The organism is Shewanella sp. T24-MNA-CIBAN-0130 (genome assembly GCF_040310185.1).
GTDB lineage: Bacteria > Pseudomonadota > Gammaproteobacteria > Enterobacterales > Shewanellaceae > Shewanella > Shewanella psychromarinicola.
On sequence record NZ_JBEOPP010000588.1, the window covers coordinates 1 to 232 of the forward strand.

The following is a 232-nucleotide window of genomic DNA, read 5'->3' on the forward strand; positions in this document are numbered from 1 at the left end:
TCGCCACATTGCTGAAAATGGAACTTGTGGTTGGTATATTTGGTGTGGCGAAGAACTTAGTAACGACCCAGATTTCTTTAAACCACTGCACGTGAGTCACATCAATGAGTACTTACCAGAAATTGAACAGTATCTGGGTTTACCTTCTGGTTATAGATTTTTGGTTGCTGATGGTGTTGAGGATGTATGGCATGATTCATCACTTATCGGCATATAACAAACTGCTCAAGTT

1 protein-coding gene is annotated in these 232 nt (G+C 40.1%); it reads left to right on the top strand.

All coding sequences use genetic code 11. The features are described from left to right. The coding region (locus AAEZ02_RS23615; RefSeq protein WP_502959625.1) for an immunity protein Imm33 domain-containing protein at positions 1–217 on the top strand (217 nt) is incomplete at its 5' end. Positions 218–232: the final 15 nt, after the last annotated feature.